General features: G+C 36.2%; 15 protein-coding genes and 1 tRNA gene. 5 read left to right on the top strand and 11 right to left on the bottom strand.

Features of this window, described 5'->3' with window-relative positions; genetic code table 11:
* The first annotated feature begins 15 nt into the window (after nucleotides 1-15).
* The gene (locus FG27_RS05090; RefSeq protein WP_037316387.1) at nucleotides 16-279 is read left to right on the top strand and encodes a hypothetical protein; all 264 of its coding nucleotides are present in this window, start codon (nucleotides 16-18) and stop codon (nucleotides 277-279) included.
* 9 nt (nucleotides 280-288) lie between these two features.
* Nucleotides 289-362 (top strand) — tRNA-Thr (locus FG27_RS05085).
* A gap of 104 nt (nucleotides 363-466) precedes the next feature.
* Here FG27_RS05085 and FG27_RS05080 read toward each other — a convergent pair.
* The 8 genes from FG27_RS05080 to FG27_RS05050 form a co-directional block, all read right to left on the bottom strand.
* On the bottom strand, nucleotides 467-1,738 hold the full coding sequence (locus tag FG27_RS05080; protein ID WP_037316384.1) for an OFA family MFS transporter: 1,272 nt from the start codon (nucleotides 1,736-1,738) through the stop codon (nucleotides 467-469).
* Between the two features lie 162 nt (nucleotides 1,739-1,900).
* Nucleotides 1,901-2,662 carry a DUF4369 domain-containing protein gene (locus FG27_RS05075; RefSeq protein ID WP_037316381.1) on the bottom strand — a complete coding sequence of 254 codons (762 nt, stop codon included), beginning with the start codon at nucleotides 2,660-2,662 and terminating at the stop codon, nucleotides 1,901-1,903.
* A 141-nt stretch (nucleotides 2,663-2,803) separates the two neighbouring features.
* Nucleotides 2,804-4,069: a DUF819 domain-containing protein gene (locus FG27_RS05070; RefSeq protein ID WP_037321961.1), complete on the bottom strand. Its 1,266-nt coding sequence runs from the start codon at nucleotides 4,067-4,069 to the stop codon at nucleotides 2,804-2,806.
* Nucleotides 4,070-4,137: 68 nt separating this feature from the next.
* The gene (locus tag FG27_RS05065) at nucleotides 4,138-4,953 is read right to left on the bottom strand and encodes an HAD family hydrolase (protein WP_037316378.1); all 816 of its coding nucleotides are present in this window, start codon (nucleotides 4,951-4,953) and stop codon (nucleotides 4,138-4,140) included.
* Nucleotides 4,953-5,120 (bottom strand): Arc family DNA binding domain-containing protein, encoded by a 168-nt coding sequence (locus FG27_RS18915; RefSeq protein ID WP_070053311.1) that lies wholly within the window; start codon nucleotides 5,118-5,120, stop codon nucleotides 4,953-4,955. The genes FG27_RS05065 and FG27_RS18915 overlap by 1 nt, the downstream gene beginning before the upstream one ends.
* Before the next feature lies 1 nt (nucleotide 5,121).
* On the bottom strand, nucleotides 5,122-6,063 hold the full coding sequence (locus tag FG27_RS05060) for a S9 family peptidase (RefSeq protein WP_037316376.1): 942 nt from the start codon (nucleotides 6,061-6,063) through the stop codon (nucleotides 5,122-5,124).
* Nucleotides 6,060-6,530 (bottom strand): hypothetical protein, encoded by a 471-nt coding sequence (locus FG27_RS19345; RefSeq protein ID WP_037316373.1) that lies wholly within the window; start codon nucleotides 6,528-6,530, stop codon nucleotides 6,060-6,062. The genes FG27_RS05060 and FG27_RS19345 overlap by 4 nt, the downstream gene beginning before the upstream one ends.
* Nucleotides 6,531-6,533: 3 nt before the next feature.
* Complete coding sequence (locus tag FG27_RS05050; RefSeq protein WP_037316370.1) at nucleotides 6,534-7,394, bottom strand: SPFH domain-containing protein; 861 nt, start codon at nucleotides 7,392-7,394, stop codon at nucleotides 6,534-6,536.
* 155 nt (nucleotides 7,395-7,549) lie between these two features.
* On the opposite strand from FG27_RS05050, the gene FG27_RS05045 reads away from it, so the two are divergent.
* Entirely contained in the window at nucleotides 7,550-8,332 is a 783-nt protein-coding gene (locus FG27_RS05045; RefSeq protein ID WP_037316367.1) for a S1/P1 nuclease, read from the top strand.
* A gap of 59 nt (nucleotides 8,333-8,391) precedes the next feature.
* Here FG27_RS05045 and FG27_RS05040 read toward each other — a convergent pair whose 3' ends face one another.
* Entirely contained in the window at nucleotides 8,392-8,976 is a 585-nt protein-coding gene (locus tag FG27_RS05040; protein ID WP_051935766.1) for an alpha-ketoglutarate-dependent dioxygenase AlkB, read from the bottom strand.
* A gap of 2 nt (nucleotides 8,977-8,978) precedes the next feature.
* On the bottom strand, nucleotides 8,979-9,338 hold the full coding sequence (locus FG27_RS05035) for a MauE/DoxX family redox-associated membrane protein (RefSeq protein ID WP_037316364.1): 360 nt from the start codon (nucleotides 9,336-9,338) through the stop codon (nucleotides 8,979-8,981).
* 137 nt (nucleotides 9,339-9,475) lie between these two features.
* Between FG27_RS05035 and FG27_RS05030 the strand changes: the two genes are divergently transcribed.
* On the top strand, nucleotides 9,476-11,686 hold the full coding sequence (locus tag FG27_RS05030; protein WP_037316361.1) for a response regulator: 2,211 nt from the start codon (nucleotides 9,476-9,478) through the stop codon (nucleotides 11,684-11,686).
* Nucleotides 11,687-11,878: 192 nt separating this feature from the next.
* Here FG27_RS05030 and htpG read toward each other — a convergent pair whose 3' ends face one another.
* Nucleotides 11,879-13,765 carry a molecular chaperone HtpG gene (gene htpG / locus FG27_RS05025; protein WP_037316358.1) on the bottom strand — a complete coding sequence of 629 codons (1,887 nt, stop codon included), beginning with the start codon at nucleotides 13,763-13,765 and terminating at the stop codon, nucleotides 11,879-11,881.
* 226 nt (nucleotides 13,766-13,991) lie between these two features.
* Between htpG and FG27_RS05020 the strand changes: the two genes are divergently transcribed.
* Nucleotides 13,992-14,663, top strand: a complete 672-nt coding sequence (locus tag FG27_RS05020) for a TetR family transcriptional regulator C-terminal domain-containing protein (RefSeq protein WP_037316355.1) — start codon at nucleotides 13,992-13,994, stop codon at nucleotides 14,661-14,663.
* Nucleotides 14,664-14,680: the final 17 nt, after the last annotated feature.

Here is a 14,680-nt window from a genome sequence, read left to right as displayed (position 1 = left end):
CGAAATTTAAGTGATATGGCAAGTAAAAGATTATTGAAAAGAGATGTGAATTACGTAATGGGAGACATTATTGATGCCGCATATATACATCAAATGGCTAACCCTGAAGACGCATCTAAAACTGAAGCGATTGTAGATGAAGCCATTGCAGATTTTGACGAATTGATCACTAAGATCAATCAGAAAGATGTTGAGAATAAAAAACAACATTTTAAAGCAATAGAAAAAGAGTTGGAAGCAAAAGCTGAAGCTCTTATCGCGAAGATCAACGCATTATAAAAATTACTGGCCGATGTAGCTCAGCTGGCTAGAGCAGCTGATTTGTAATCAGCAGGTCGTGGGTTCGAGTCCCTCCATCGGCTCTTAATTAAAAACCTCTCAATTTTTTGAGAGGTTTTTTTATGCTATATGCGGAAGGGGTGGAGGTGGAAACTTATAATTTCATTAGCTTCTTTTACTCTTCAAATTAAGAAGTTGAGTTCTCGTACTTGAGTTCTTTGTGTTCAGTTCTTACTTTTTGAATACTTCTGTCTAATAATATACTAATAATCAGAGCGATAATTATTAATACTGTGAACACATAAAATACCGGAATATAACTCCCGGTTCTGGTATAAATTTGAGAAACCAGGGTGGGGCCAATGAGACCTCCTAAAGACCAGGTTGTTAATAAATAACCGTGAATAGCGCCCAACTCTTTTGTTCCGAAGAGATCGCCAATAAAAGCTGGAAGGTTAGAGAAACCGCCACCATAACAACTTACTACAAAAAATATAAAAATTTGAAAGATAAAGGCGCTTGTAATAATTGGTAATGTTATAAAGGCAATAAGCTGAATTACGAAAAAAATAATAAAAACTTTTGGGCGTGAAATATAATCTGAAGCCGCAGCCCAGCCTAACCTGCCACCACCATTAAATATCCCCATAATCCCCACCATTGTAGCCGCTGCACCTGCCGAAAGTCCTACGATATTTTGTGCCATTGGGGAGGCTACCGAGATCATCATAATTCCTGCACTGGTATTAATAAGCATCATCGTCCAGAGCATCCAGAAATGTTTAGTTTTAACTGCTTCTCCTGAAGTCGCTTGTGATAAGTCTTTCTTTATTTTTCGGGTTCCTGCTTTTACAGCTTCCTTCATTCCCTCAGGCATCCAATTTTTTGGTGGGGGTGCGATATAAGATGCGCCAAGCATCATTAGAATAAAATATGAGCCTCCTAAAATATAAAAAGTGTTGCTAATGCCAATAGATTCTATGAGGCTGGCAGCTACGGGAGCGGTAATAAGTGCGCCAGTACCAAAGCCAAGAACCGCCATACCCGTTGCAAGACCTCTTTTATCTGGGAACCATTTAACCAGGGTTGAAACCGGTGAAATATAACCAATTCCCAAACCGAATCCGCTTAAAAGTCCATAGGTTAGTAAAAATCCTGTTAGAGAATCCATAGAAATGGCGAAACCGGAACCCGCCTGGCCCAATCCAAATAAAATAGCAGCTAGCATAGCCGATTTCCTTGGGCCACTTCTTTCTACAAACTTCCCAAATAATGCGGCGGAACCACCTCCTAAAACCATCATTATAGTAAATGCTGTGGTTACTGAAGCCATTGACCATTCTTGGGTTTCTACCAGAGGTTGAGTATAAACACTATAAGCGTATGCCGCACCGATAGAAAGATGGATAAATACTGCAGAAGCGGCAATTAGCCAACGGTTTTTCTTTGAAGAACTCATTTAAATTGATTTTGCAATGATGTTATCGTATTTGATTCAATACGATAACAAGTATAAGTTTTTATTGCGAAAATATAAGTGAATTCCTCTCTTTATTAGAGAAGATTCTATAAAAAAAGCCTGCAAATTTTTGCAGGCTTGAGAGTAAACAAAGATGCTTAATTAACTTACGCCTTCTGCATCTTCATTGTTTTCTTCAGATTGTATATTTTCTATTTCCTCCTCTTCAGCTTTTCTTTCTTTTAGAAATTCTTTTAACTCTTTTCCATATAAAGAGTTTTTAACCTTAGGCTCTAAAGAAGTGTAGATTGTATCCAGGTATTTAATATTCGCATCAAATACTTCAGAAAGCGCGAGGTAAGGGGCTACTTCTAAATCTTTATTATTTATGGCGAAATTTACAGTATAAAGATATTTTCTTTTAAGTAAACTTTCATATTGCTTATCTATGGCAATAAGTTGTTCCTCATTTTCTTGCTGCTGTGCTTTAAAATTCTGCTGTATAAGTTCCAAATTTTTGTCATTGAAACGCTTCATCATTGTTCTATACTCTTCCAGTTTTTCCTGATTTTTAGCCCCGGTTATTTTTGCATCGGTTACAAACTTCTCCAAATTGGTGTTTATGTTTACTTCTCCTTCTTCAGCAAAGAAATCTATGCGATCATCATATTGAGAATTATCTACTTTCTTAAGATATAGATACATAATTTGTGGACTTTCAATAAATGTTTCCAGTCTTATATTAGCATCTCCATTAACTTCTACGGAATCTAGATCTACCATAAGCGTATCCTCTATTTTTTGAAGATAAACGGTTCCTTTTCTAAGTCCGTCAATATTGGCATTTACAATAAGGTTGCTTTCTTTATTATTGCAGGAACTAAGGGCGATAATGGCCAGTAAAAGAATGCTAATTTTTTTCATTTTGTTTTATAGTTTTCTTTCAATAGGAAATACTTGACAAGCGATAAATCTTATTATGTACTCCTAATTTTTTATCCAGTATCTAGCTGGTTTCAGGTTTCTGATTTAGGCGGCAAATATCTTATAATTTTCTATTTTAAACTAACTCCCGGCCGCGATTTGCATTAAAATAGTGGTAAGAATTGCACCATAGGTTCCAACAACATAGCCAAATACAGCGAGTAATACGCCTACCGTGGCCAGAGAAGGATGAAATGCCGCTGCTACTACCGGTGCCGAAGCGGCGCCTCCTACGTTTGCCTGGCTTCCTACTGCAAGGAAAAAGTAAGGAGCTTTTATAAGTTTTGCGACACCAAATAGAAAAATAACGTGAACAAGCATCCAAATAACCCCTATGCCAATAAGTCCCGGGTTATCGAAAACCATCCCAAGATCCATTTTCATACCTATAGTGGCCACAAGAATGTAAATAAAGATACTTCCTAATTTACTGGCTCCTGCACCTTCATAGGTTTTAAACCTGGTAAAAGAAAGACCGATTCCAATGGCGGTTGCTATGGTGATCATCCAGAAGAACGATGATGAAAATGAAGAAAGGGCACTTTTATTGTCGGTGAAAATTTCAAAATTAGAAGATAGAAATACTGAGATTTCATCGGCTCCCCAATGTGCAATTCCTACGGTTATAAAAGCAAGAGCAAGCATAATCATATAATCTGGCAGGCTTGGGTTTCTGGTTACACTGGCTGCGTAATTAGAAACTTTGTCTTTAAGCTCTGTAATAGCTGAATTATCGGCTTTTAACCATTTATCTATTTTTTCAGTTTTTCCAATACCCATAAGTAATCCAGCCATGAGTAAATTGGCAACTACAATATCTACCAGTACCATCCCACCATAAAGATCGGGGTTGTATTCATAAATTTCGAGCATTGCCGCCTGATTGGCTCCGCCACCAATCCAACTACCGGCAATGGTAGAAAGACCACGCCAAATAGCATCGGGGCCAACGCCGCCCACGGTTTCAGGAGAAATTGCCGAAACAATTAAAACGGCCAGTGGCCCGCCAACAATAATTCCCACGGTACCTGCAAAGAACATAATAAGTGCTTTGGGCCCAAGGTTAAAAATAGCTTTTAAGTCTATGCTTAATGTCATTAATACCAGGGCAGCAGGTAATAAAAATCTACTGGCTACAAAGTATAGTTGAGAAGTACCATCGTCAATTAACCCAAGGGAATTAAAGATTGCCGGTATTAAGTAGCACATTAAAAGTGCCGGTACAACTGCGTAGAATTTTTTCCAGAAACCTTCTTTTTTTGAAGAGGTATAGAATACGAAGCCCAGCGCGAGCATTAAAAGTCCAAATACTACTGCATCATTGGTGAAAACCGGTGCATCTTCCATAGAAAATATTTTATAAGCGGCGCCAAAATACAATTTTTCTTAAACTCTTCTTAAAGAAATAGGGGATTCTATACCTGGGTTTTGAACAATTCCTGCAGGCTATTGGCAACCCCGTCTTCCTTACCGCTTTGGGTTACAATGTTGGCAACTTCTAGCACTTCTTTTCTTGCATTTCCCACAGCAATACCCATTCCTACACCTTTTATCATTTCTACATCATTGTAATTATCCCCAAAAGCTATAGTTTCTTCAGTTTTTATATTGAAATGATTGTCTAATAAAAATTTTATCGCCGTAAGTTTTGAAATTTCTTTGTTAGCAATTTCCAGGTAAGTGGCTTTAGAACGATACAGATGTAATTGCCCTGGGAAATTCTCTGACAAATAATCCTTGATTTTATCAATATGTGCTTCATCTCCCATCGCCATAATTTTATGTGCTCCTTTATTTGTTTCTTTCCAGGTAGAAAGAACTTCGTTATTCGATTTAATTTCTGGTTTTACTTTAGTGTTGTTTACTTCCCTTGCTGCCCATTGATCGTATTCCGGCACATACCATTCATCGCTGTTATAAAGACTTAAATGGCAATTCATACTTTTGTTGAAATCGCAGAGGTTTTCTAATATATTAAATGGGATCTCAGTTGAACTTACTGCCTGGCCATTTACCAAAATTAAACCTCCATTGTAGCATATTATAGGTTGCTCCTCGATATCGAGGTCGGCTTGAAGGTGGCGCATCGCTGATGGCATCCTTGCTGAAATAAGTACAAAGGGAAGCTTGTTTTTTAAATTTTTTATTGTTGAGATGGTAGCGAGAGATAATTCCCTATCGTGGTTTAATAAAGTTCCATCAATGTCTGAAAATACTATTTTGTATGCCATTATTCTTCTTTTTTATTTTTTGGGTGGCGATTTGCTTCTTTTAGGGCTTTGTTTAGCATCCACTCGATCTGCCCATTGGTGCTCCTGAATTCATCAGCAGCCCATTTTTCAATGGCTTTCAGCATCTTCTCATCGACTCTAAGGGCGAATGCTTTTTTATTACTCATTTTATTTATTTTCCAGATTTTTAATAAAATCGGTTAAAACCGGAATTATTTCGGGATGCAATGGTAATTCAGCATTATTGTAAGTTTGATAGTTCTTAGTTAAATCATTAGAACTAACTTTTCTAAAAACATGATTCATATCTTCCAATAAAACTAATTCTGAATTTTTAGCTGCGGTATGTAGTAATTCAGCCTGTTCTTCCTTTACCTGGGAATCATTGGTTCCATTGATAATTAAAGCAGGAATTTCAAGTTTGGCGATTTCTTCTGCAGGATCATACTTCATCCAGGAATGTAAAAAAGGCTGATTTCTGGGATGAAAAATGTTTTCAAAATTTTTCGGATAATCTGTAGAGCTTCCATTTTTCTTTATTTCCTGCAGACTTTTTTCTATATCATTTTTAAGTTGCGGTAGTTGCGCCGAAAGTTGATCTGCTAAAATATGATCTATGCTTTTTCCTGGTCCAGCGATAGAAATAAAAGCGTCAGCATTACCTTTTGCTACCAGCATTCCTATTAAAGAACCCTGGCTATGGCCGGCGAAAACTAAATTACTGAAGTTGTCTTTTTCATTAAAATAGCTAAGTATGCTTTCCACATCAAATACCAAATCATCAAAGGAAATTGTTTTTAAATTTAATTCTTTGGCTTTTATGCTGCGTTTATCAAATCTAAAGCTTGCAATTTCTTCCCGGGCTAATTCGTAGGCTATTTTTTTCGCAAAATCACTCTTTAAAGAATTTTGATTACCGTCACGATTGGTACCCCCAGATCCCTGAATAAAAATTACCAGGGGAGGTTTCTGTGCTGTCTTTGGAGTTACAAGGTTACCTTCTGTAAATTGATTTATAGATAAGGTATCTTCTGTATAATTTTTCTCCTGTGCAAACAAGCTTATGCTGATAAAGAAAAAGCCTATGAATATGTTTTGAGCGATCTTCATACTGTGTATTTTTTTATTATTGCTTCTGCTTCAGTAGGCTTCTGTGTACCGATTAGAAAATTCCCTTTAGGATTTACCAGCTGAATTCCCTGTTTGCCAGAAACGTTATAAGCTCTTGTTTTTCCTAAACCCCTTATTCCCCAACCGCCATATTCCGTTAGAGGGTTATATTTTCTTACGTAAACTTCTTTTAAATCTTTCCAAAGAAATTTTTTCTCCAGGAAATGAAAAGGCTCCCACCAAGTTGTGATTCCACTTTGGTCTATTTTTGTGTGAAGACTTAACTTCCATAAGAATATAAATGGGAGCAATGTTATTAGAGCTATTAGTAATTCAATACTTATGTTTTCCAGGTTCCCGATTAATAAATCGTCTATAATAAATGCCATAGGAATACCTAACGCGGCAACTGCAACGAGCAGTAGCCACCATTGCCTAAAGCTTTGTTTTTCTTCGAAAACCTTCATTGTCTAGTGATTTAAAGTGCCAGCATTTACTACCGGGGTTGCATCTTTATCACTACAAAGAACTACCATTAAGTTGCTAACCATTGCGGCGCGGCGTTCAGCATCAAGGTCTACCAGTTCTTTTGCGCTTAACTCGTGCAGTGCCATTTCTACCATTCCTACGGCGCCCTGCACAATTTTATGGCGTGCAGCAACTATGGCGGTGGCTTGCTGGCGCTTTAGCATTGCGCTTGCAATTTCATTGGCATAGGCCAGGTAGCCAATCCTGGCTTCCAGAACTTCGATCCCGGCGATATTCAAGCGCTCTTCGAGCTCTTTTTCTAATGCATCACTAACTTCATTTACGCTAGATCGCAGCGTAATATCCTCGTCTAAACCTTCATCTGCAAAATTATCATAAGGATAGAGACTGGCAAGTTTTCTTACGGCAGCATCAGTTTGTACCACGACAAAATTTTCGAAATTATCTACGTCGAAAGATGCTTTATAGGTGTCGCGTACACGCCAAACCAGTATAGTGCTTATCATTACCGGGTTTCCTAACTTGTCATTTACTTTTAGACGTTCACTGTCAAAGTTTCGGGCTCGCAATGAAACCTTCTTTTTAGTATAAAATGGATTAACCCAAAAAAGTCCGTTCTTTTTTACAGTACCCTTATAATCTCCAAAAAGTAAAAGTACTCTTGAGCCGTTAGGATTTACAAGGATAAGTCCGGGAAGTATAAATAATGAGATAACTATTCCAAGAATAAACCAGGCATTACTGAGTACAATAAAACTGATAATACTTCCGAAGAATAAAAATAGAAAAACAAACAACATGATATAGCCGTTTGATGCTTTGAGATCTTTTTCCTGAGTCATGATATTTTAAATTGGTTGATATTAAAATGATATCATAAATATATTGTAATAATTTAGAATCTAAAAAGATTTAACATTTAAAAAATATGTGCTTCGTTATATTTGCGAAAATTATGGTAGAGATATTATCTCTATAATCTCAAAAAAATCTATAAATGAAAAAATTGCTGATTCTTACTTTGGTTTTATTAAGCCTAACCTCCGGGTTTGCTAATGATAATGACTGGGGGAAAACAGGACACCGTGCAACCGGGGAAATAGCTGAAAATTATTTAAGTAAAAAAGCTAAAAAAGCTATAGATAAAATTTTAAACGGGCAGGGTTTAGCTTTTGTGGCTAATTATGCCGATGATATTAAAAGTGACCCCGATTTCAGACAGTATGGCCCCTGGCATTATGTGAATTTAGCCGAAGGACAAACTCAATATGATGAGAAAGCCGCAAATCCTAAAGGAGATCTTTACCAGGCGATTTTAAAGTGCAAGGAAGTTTTAAAGAATGAAAATGCATCTAAAGAAGACAAACAATTTCACCTTAAAATGTTAGTACATTTTGTAGGAGATCTTCATCAACCTTTTCACGTAGGAAGAGCTGCCGATAAAGGTGGTAACGATGTGCAGGTGCGTTGGTATAACGAAGGTTCTAATATTCACAGGGTATGGGATAGCCAAATGATAGATTCTTACCAAATGAGTTATACTGAGCTTGCCGCGAATACCAGGCAACTAAACAGAGCGCAGATTAAAGCGATAGAAGATGGTGAGGTTTTAGATTGGGTTTATGAATCTGGAGATATGGCCAACGAACTTTATGATTCGGTTGAAATGGGTGAGAAGTTAGGTTACGAATATATGTATCATCACCTTCCTACTGTATTAGAGCAACTGCAAAAAGGTGGAATTCGCCTTGCGAAAATACTAAACGAGATTTACGGGTAATTTCCGTCTAAAATTAATTGGTAAAAGCCATTGTGACTTGGTATTCATAATGGCTTTTTTTATTGAATTTTCCGAAAAGTAAGATTGATTCTTGGCGGTACTTCTTTTTTTGTTTTAGGAAGCTGATGTTTCCAAAAATGCTGCATACTTCCCTGCATAACTATAAGACTACCGTGTTGCAGTTCAATTTTTTCTTTTAGGTTTTTATCCTTTTTGTGTTTAAACTGGAAACTACGAACACCACCTAAACTTATAGAAGCAATTACAGGATTTTTGCCTAAAACTTTTTCATCATCGGCGTGCCAGCCCATACTATCATTCCCGTCGCGATAAAGATTAGCGAGGCAGGTATTGAAATCAAATCCTGAAATTTTCTCGGTTTTCTGTTTCAATTCTAAAATTTCAGCTGAAAAATATTCTGGATCTAATTGCAGGCCCGAGTAAGTATAGGAAATCCCCTTTTCGGCATAAAATGCGGTTAAACGTGGCTGCGGAATTTCTTTTCCGAAGAGTTTAATATTTTGTTGTTTCCAGGGAATATCTTTCAGTAATTTTTCCAAAAAGAAATCGGCTTTTTCGGAGCTAAGAAAATCTGGAAAATACCGCAGCTCCGCATCTGGCAAACTAAATATTTCTGATTTCATCTTTAAAATTGTAAATAGAACCAGGCCCAATATATAAGAAAAAATTGAAGTGGTATTCTTAGCATTAAGGCCCATCTTGGAATGCCGGCAGCTGCTTTTTTAGAAGAAAGCATATAAAAATGTACCAGCAGAAAAACGACTAACATTAAGATAATTCCATAGATCGCGAGATCTTTGGTTTCAGGAAAAAACAAGAGTAGACCAAGAAGAATTTCTGCCAGTCCGCTTAATAAAACTAAAGCTTTATGCGCCGGTAAGTAACGCGGCATAATGCGCATATACATTTTGGGTTTGATGAAATGGAGCGTTCCGGCAACGATATACATCGCGCCCATTACGTAAAGGTGCCAGGGATATTGCATAATTTAAAGATAAAAATATATTATAAGGACTAGCTATTTTTTATAAATTATAATCGGTCTAAGCTCAAATTTGTTGTATAATTCGTGAAAATAGAGTATTTTTCACCGCCCTTTCTACAACCTAACTTATTGTAATATTGAAACATAACTACTTACTTTTTACTTTTTATTTATTAGGTCTCAATTTGCTTTCTGCACAGGAAAATCCTGTTTCAAAAGACAGCCTGGAGAATCTTGCCAATATTACTTCTGAATATTTAAAGAAGTACAATTATAAAGATGGTGTTGAAAACGCATATCTTTTGCTTGATCATGCTGAAAGTGTAAAGGATGATTACTATAAGTTTCACGCCCATAATTTTCTTGGAAATGCATATAATGATTTAAAGGATACCCTTAGAGCCAAGAAAAATTATTTACAGGCTTTAGATTATGCGAACGGATTAAAAAATGATACCCTTCTTATATATATATATAACAACCTGGGGAATATTTATTCTGAAACTAAAGGGAGTGAAGATAAGGGGATAGCTTACTATAATAAAGTGATTAATCTTGCTGATTCTATAGCTGTTGAAAAAGAGAAGTTATTTCCCACCGTGAATATTGCATGGACGTATATGGATTGTGAAAAATATTCTTTTGCCTATCCATATTTGAAGAAATCCTTAAAACTTCTTGGGGCTGAAGAAAATAATAATGTTCGTTCCCAGCTTTATATGTTATTGGGAAAATATCATCATAAAACAAATGAATTAGATTCGGCAGATTATTATTTTAGTGAAGGTCTTCGTTTGGCTGAAAAAGATTCGCTATTACTTCCAATCTCCCTTTTAAGTAAAGATTACGCCAATATGCTTTTTGAAAATGGTGATTATGAAAAGGCCTATGAAAATCTTGAAAAGCATAATGTAAATAACTCGCAATTATTTGAAAATGAGAAAATAGCTGAAATAGAAGCTGTCAATGCTCGTTTTGATGTAGATGAATATCGCCGTAACCTGGAAATTTCCAGAAAAGAAAAAGCTTATCAAGATGAACTAATCGGTAAATCTACTGAGAAGATTTTGATTATGGTGGTAGCTTCACTAATCCTTATAATAATTCTACTTATCTTAAATAAAATAAACCAGGATAGAAAAAAGCTTATTGACGAGCTAAAGGAGAAAAATAATCAGTTGCTGGATTCTCGGGATAATGCCGAGCGACTATCCAGATTGAAAACCGAATTTCTATCTACTGTAAGTCACGAGTTAAGAACTCCGCTTTATGGCGTAGTGGGACTTACTTCATTATTGTTAGATGATAAAAGCCTGAAAAAGCACGAAAGTGATCTAAAATCCTTAAAATTCTCAGCCGATTATCTTTTGGCGCTTATCAACGATGTGTTACAAATGAACAAGATGGAATCTAACCAGGTAAAACTGGAGAATATTCCGTTTAATATTCAGGAATTGGTGCTTAGCATCGTAAATACTTTTGAATTTACGCGTCTTCAAAATAAATCTAAGTTGCACTACAGTATAGATGAAAGAATACCGGTAGATCTTATAGGAGACCCCGTTAGGTTATCTCAAATTCTAATGAACCTGGTGGGCAATGCGGTAAAATTTACAGAAAACGGGAACATCTTTATAAATATTGAATTGCAGGCGAGGGTAGAGGACAGATCGGTGATTTATTTTGAAGTAAAAGACGACGGGATTGGAATTCCGAAAAGTAAACAGAAAATAATTTTTGAAGAGTTTTCCCAGCTTAAATCATCAAATTACAATTACCAGGGGACCGGCCTGGGACTGCCCATTGTTAAACGTTTGCTGGAACTTTTCGATTCTCAAATTCATCTAAAAAGTAAGGAAGGCGAAGGTTCTACCTTTTGTTTTAGCCTAAGTTTAAAAGAAGATCAATCCCCATCAAAGAAAGCCGGTTTTGCACATGAAGTTTATTTAGATAATCTAAAGGAAGCTCAAAGAATTTTGGTGGTAGATGATAACCGAATTAACCAGGTAGTTACTAAGAGAATCTTGGAGAAGCAAAATTTTGAATGTGTGGTTGCGGCAAATGGGGTTGAAGCTATAGAAAGGGCAACAGCTGAGAATTTTGATCTTATTTTAATGGATTTGAATATGCCGGGTATTAATGGTATGGAAACAACCAAACGCATTAGGCAATTCAATAAACACGTGCCTGTAGTTGCTTTAACCGCAGTAGAAATAGAAGAAGTTAGACAGGAAATTCACGAGGCAGGGATGAACGATATTATCGTAAAACCTTATGATGTAGAGCGTTTTTATCAAATTATAAAACGTAATCTGAGCTTGAATATGGAAGTCACTTCTAAAAGTTAGATTTCAAATAATTTATCTTTCTCAGATATTTAGAATAATTATCGTTTTATTTTAAAATAAAAAGGTCTGAAAAGTTGTTTTAATCGTCATCCTGAACTTGTTTCAGGATCTAAGATGTTAGAAGCTGAAACAAGTTCAGCTTGACGGTAACAAGACTTCCCAGACCTTTTATAATTTTCCTCGTAAGAGAAATTATTTTACCATATCAAAACTACGTTTTACGAAGTTGGTTAACTCTTCCCCTTTAAGCAGGTTTTGAGATAATCTCGCAAGATCTAAAGAATGCTTGATTAAGCGTTCCTGTTTCTTTTCGGTTTTGGTGTTTAGAATATCAGAAATTAATGGGTGATTGGTGTTTACCACCAGGTTGTACATCTCTGGCATATTGCCCATTCCAAACATACCACCGCCACCGGTTTGCTGCATCTCCTTCATTCGGCGCATAAACTCTGGTTGCGTGATTAACAATGGCGCAGCATCGCTATCCATAGCTTCTAACTGTACGGTATATTTTTCCTTCGGAATAACTTTTTCAAAGTCTCCCTTTAACTTCTCTTTTTCTTCATCAGAAAGTTTAGAAATCTTCTCTTCGTCTTTTTTGATGAGGTTATCTACCTGATCTGAATCTACACGAACAAAAGTGAATTTCTCTTTTTCACCTTCCATTTTTTGAAGCAGGTGAGAAATAATTGGAGAATCTAATAACAACACTTTGTAGCCTTTGGCTTTAGCTGCCTCAATATAACTGTGTTGCTCGTCTTGATTAGAAGCATAAAGCACTACCAGGTTTCCATCTTTATCGGTCTGGTTATCTTTTATTGTCTCTTGAAGTTCATCAAAAGTGTAATACTCGTTAGTTACCGTTGGGTAAAGTGCGAATTTCTGTGCTTTTTCGTAGAATTTATCTTCAGAGAGCATTCCGTATTCAATAACGATTTTAATATCGTTCCATTTTTGCTCAAAATCCTCACGATTATTATTGAAAAGGGATTTTAGCTTATCGGCTACTTTACGGGTAATGTAGCTGGAGATTTTCTTAACAGCTCCATCTGCCTGTAGGTAAGAACGGGAAACGTTTAATGGAATATCTGGAGAATCAATTACTCCGCGAAGCATCGTCAAGAATTCAGGAACAATACCTTCAACATTATCGGTTACATAAACCTGGTTTTGGTAAAGCTGAATTTTATCCTTTTGAATATTCATATCCTGCGTCATCTTAGGGAAATAAAGAATCCCGGTAAGATTAAAAGGATAATCTACATTAAGGTGAATGTGGAATAAAGGTTCCTCGAACTGCATTGGGTACAATTCGCGGTAAAAACTTTTGTAATCTTTATCTTCTAAATCGGTTGGCTGCTTAGTCCACGCCGGTTCAGGATTATTGATTATGTTATCCACCGTTTTGGTTTCTGCTTCAGCGTCTTCAGGAGCATCTTCCGGAAGGGGCAAAGTTTCTTCTCTAGTTCCAAATTTAATTGGAATTGGCATAAACTTGTTATACTTCACCAACAATTCCTGGATTCTGTTTTCTTCTAGAAACTCTTCTTCGTCATCATTTATATGAAGAATAATTTCGGTGCCTCGCACTTCTTTGTCGGCATCTCCAAGGGTGAATTCAGTAGTTCCTTCACAAACCCAATGGGCTGCAGGTTCGTCTTTGTAAGATTTGGTAATAATTTCTACTTTATTCGCCACCATAAAGGCAGAGTAGAATCCAAGACCAAAATGGCCAATAATCCCGCTATCTTTAGCCGAGTCTTTATATTTTTCAAGGAACTCTTCAGCGCCAGAGAAAGCTACTTCGTTGATGTACTTTTCAACTTCTTCTTTCGTCATCCCAACACCCTGGTCTATAACGTGAAGTTTTTTTCCTTCTTTGTCTACTTTTACTTCAATTACCGGGTTACCGTACTTTACATCGGTTTCCCCAATATCTGTAAGGTGTTTTAGTTTTAAAGTTGCATCTGTTGCGTTAGAAATCAATTCCCTTAGAAAGATTTCGTGATCACTGTAAAGAAATTTCTTTATCAGTGGGAAAATGTTTTCTACAGAAACATTAATTTTTCCGGTTGCCATATATTTTCGTTTTTAATACTATTTATTGTTGCTTACCTACAGTCAAAAAAAATACCATTAAAAGCCCGCTGACAAACTGGCATAAGTTGTAATTAAAGAAGCGAGCTCACGTCTAAACATCTGAAATACAATTTTAACCAGCAAAGATATTTTTAACAAACATTTTGTTTAATATTATGAAATAAAGATTAAACAAGGTTGTATCTTTGGAAAAGAAATAAAAATTATGGCTACCACAAATAAGAAGACTACCACGAAAAAAGTTTTAGATAAGGATAAGCTTATTGCGATGTACATGGACTATGTATTGGAGCAGGAGCATAGACCTAAAACGGTATATAAATTTTGCAAGGAGAATAAAATTAAGGAGGAGGAATTCTATAATTTCTTCGGAAGTTTTGAAGGATTGCAAAAAGGTATCTGGGAGCGTTTTTACGAGCATACAATTACGGTATTAAATAAAAGCCCTGAATTTGAAACTTTCACCAACCGTGAAAAAATGCTCACTTTTTATTATACCTTCTTTGAAATGCTAACGGCAAATAGAAGTTACGTATTATTTTCATTGAAAGAGCATGAGAGCCAAATGAAAAATTTGGAACAATTAAAAGGATTAAGAAAAAGAGTGAAATCTTTTGCCAGAGACCTAATTCAGGACGGAAATACCGATAAAGCTGTAAAAGCTTTACAGCAGTCTGAAAGTATTTTTTCTGAAGCGGCCTGGGTACAACTAATGTTCCTAATGAAATTTTGGATGGATGATAATTCTGCGCAATTCGAAAGTACAGATGTTGCGATAGAAAAATCGGTAAACACAGTTTTTGATGTGTTTGATAACACCCCGCTAGAGCGGGTTATAGATTTAGGAAAGTTCCTGTGGAAAGAAAAAATGGCTTAATAAAGTCTACCCCAACA

Origin of the sequence: Salegentibacter sp. Hel_I_6 (genome assembly GCF_000745315.1) — a bacterium.
Taxonomy (GTDB): Bacteria; Bacteroidota; Bacteroidia; order Flavobacteriales; family Flavobacteriaceae; genus Salegentibacter.
This window is presented reverse-complemented; position numbering and strand designations above follow the sequence as displayed.

Coding starts and splice junctions, on each gene's coding strand:
- FG27_RS05040 (WP_051935766.1), bottom strand. CDS start 8,976: ATGAAATCAGAAATATTTAGTTTGCCAGATGCGGAGCTGCGGTATTTT.
- htpG (WP_037316358.1), bottom strand. CDS start 13,765: ATGGCAACCGGAAAAATTAATGTTTCTGTAGAAAACATTTTCCCACTG.
- FG27_RS05065 (WP_037316378.1), bottom strand. CDS start 4,953: ATGGCATACAAAATAGTATTTTCAGACATTGATGGAACTTTATTAAAC.
- FG27_RS05080 (WP_037316384.1), bottom strand. CDS start 1,738: ATGAGTTCTTCAAAGAAAAACCGTTGGCTAATTGCCGCTTCTGCAGTA.
- FG27_RS05060 (WP_037316376.1), bottom strand. CDS start 6,063: ATGAAGATCGCTCAAAACATATTCATAGGCTTTTTCTTTATCAGCATA.
- FG27_RS05020 (WP_037316355.1), top strand. CDS start 13,992: ATGGCTACCACAAATAAGAAGACTACCACGAAAAAAGTTTTAGATAAG.
- FG27_RS05075 (WP_037316381.1), bottom strand. CDS start 2,662: ATGAAAAAAATTAGCATTCTTTTACTGGCCATTATCGCCCTTAGTTCC.
- FG27_RS05050 (WP_037316370.1), bottom strand. CDS start 7,394: ATGACTCAGGAAAAAGATCTCAAAGCATCAAACGGCTATATCATGTTG.
- FG27_RS19345 (WP_037316373.1), bottom strand. CDS start 6,530: ATGAAGGTTTTCGAAGAAAAACAAAGCTTTAGGCAATGGTGGCTACTG.
- FG27_RS05035 (WP_037316364.1), bottom strand. CDS start 9,338: ATGCAATATCCCTGGCACCTTTACGTAATGGGCGCGATGTATATCGTT.
- FG27_RS18915 (WP_070053311.1), bottom strand. CDS start 5,120: ATGAGTAATAAAAAAGCATTCGCCCTTAGAGTCGATGAGAAGATGCTG.
- FG27_RS05045 (WP_037316367.1), top strand. CDS start 7,550: ATGAAAAAATTGCTGATTCTTACTTTGGTTTTATTAAGCCTAACCTCC.
- FG27_RS05070 (WP_037321961.1), bottom strand. CDS start 4,069: ATGGAAGATGCACCGGTTTTCACCAATGATGCAGTAGTATTTGGACTT.
- FG27_RS05090 (WP_037316387.1), top strand. CDS start 16: ATGGCAAGTAAAAGATTATTGAAAAGAGATGTGAATTACGTAATGGGA.